The organism is Ligilactobacillus salitolerans (assembly GCF_003864415.1).
GTDB lineage: Bacteria > Bacillota > Bacilli > Lactobacillales > Lactobacillaceae > Ligilactobacillus > Ligilactobacillus salitolerans.
This window is the reverse complement of record NZ_BFFP01000105.1, coordinates 1-483: the sequence shown is the minus strand read 5'-3', so window position 1 is coordinate 483 and position 483 is coordinate 1. Positions and strand designations below refer to the sequence as shown.

1 rRNA gene is annotated in these 483 nt (G+C 52.8%); it reads right to left on the bottom strand.

Going from position 1 to position 483, the window contains the following annotated elements:
• Positions 1-483, bottom strand: a 23S ribosomal RNA gene (locus LFYK43_RS12260); the annotation flags it as partial.

Below are 483 nucleotides of genomic sequence, written 5' to 3'. Positions count from 1 at the left end.
GATCTGTGGCATTCGGAGTTTATCTGAATTCAGTAACCCCAGACGGGCCCCTAGTCCAAACAGTGCTCTACCTCCACGATCCTTATCTTCCGAGGCTAGCCCTAAAGCTATTTCGGAGAGAACCAGCTATCTCCACGTTCGTTTGGAATTTCACCGCTACCCACACCTCATCCCAGCATTTTTCAACATACACGGGTTCGGTCCTCCGGTGCGTTTTACCGCACTTTCAACCTGGACATGGGTAGGTCACTTGGTTTCGGGTCTACGTCAACGTACTTAGTCGCCCTCTTCAGACTCGCTTTCGCTCCGGCTCCGGCCTTTCCGCCTTAACCTCGCACGTTAACGTAACTCGCCGGTTCATTCTACAAAAGGCACGCCATTACCCCTTAACGGGCTCTGACTACTTGTAGGCCCATGGTTTCAGGAACTGTTTCACTCCCCTCCCGGGGTACTTTTCACCTTTCCCTCACGGTACTGGTCCAC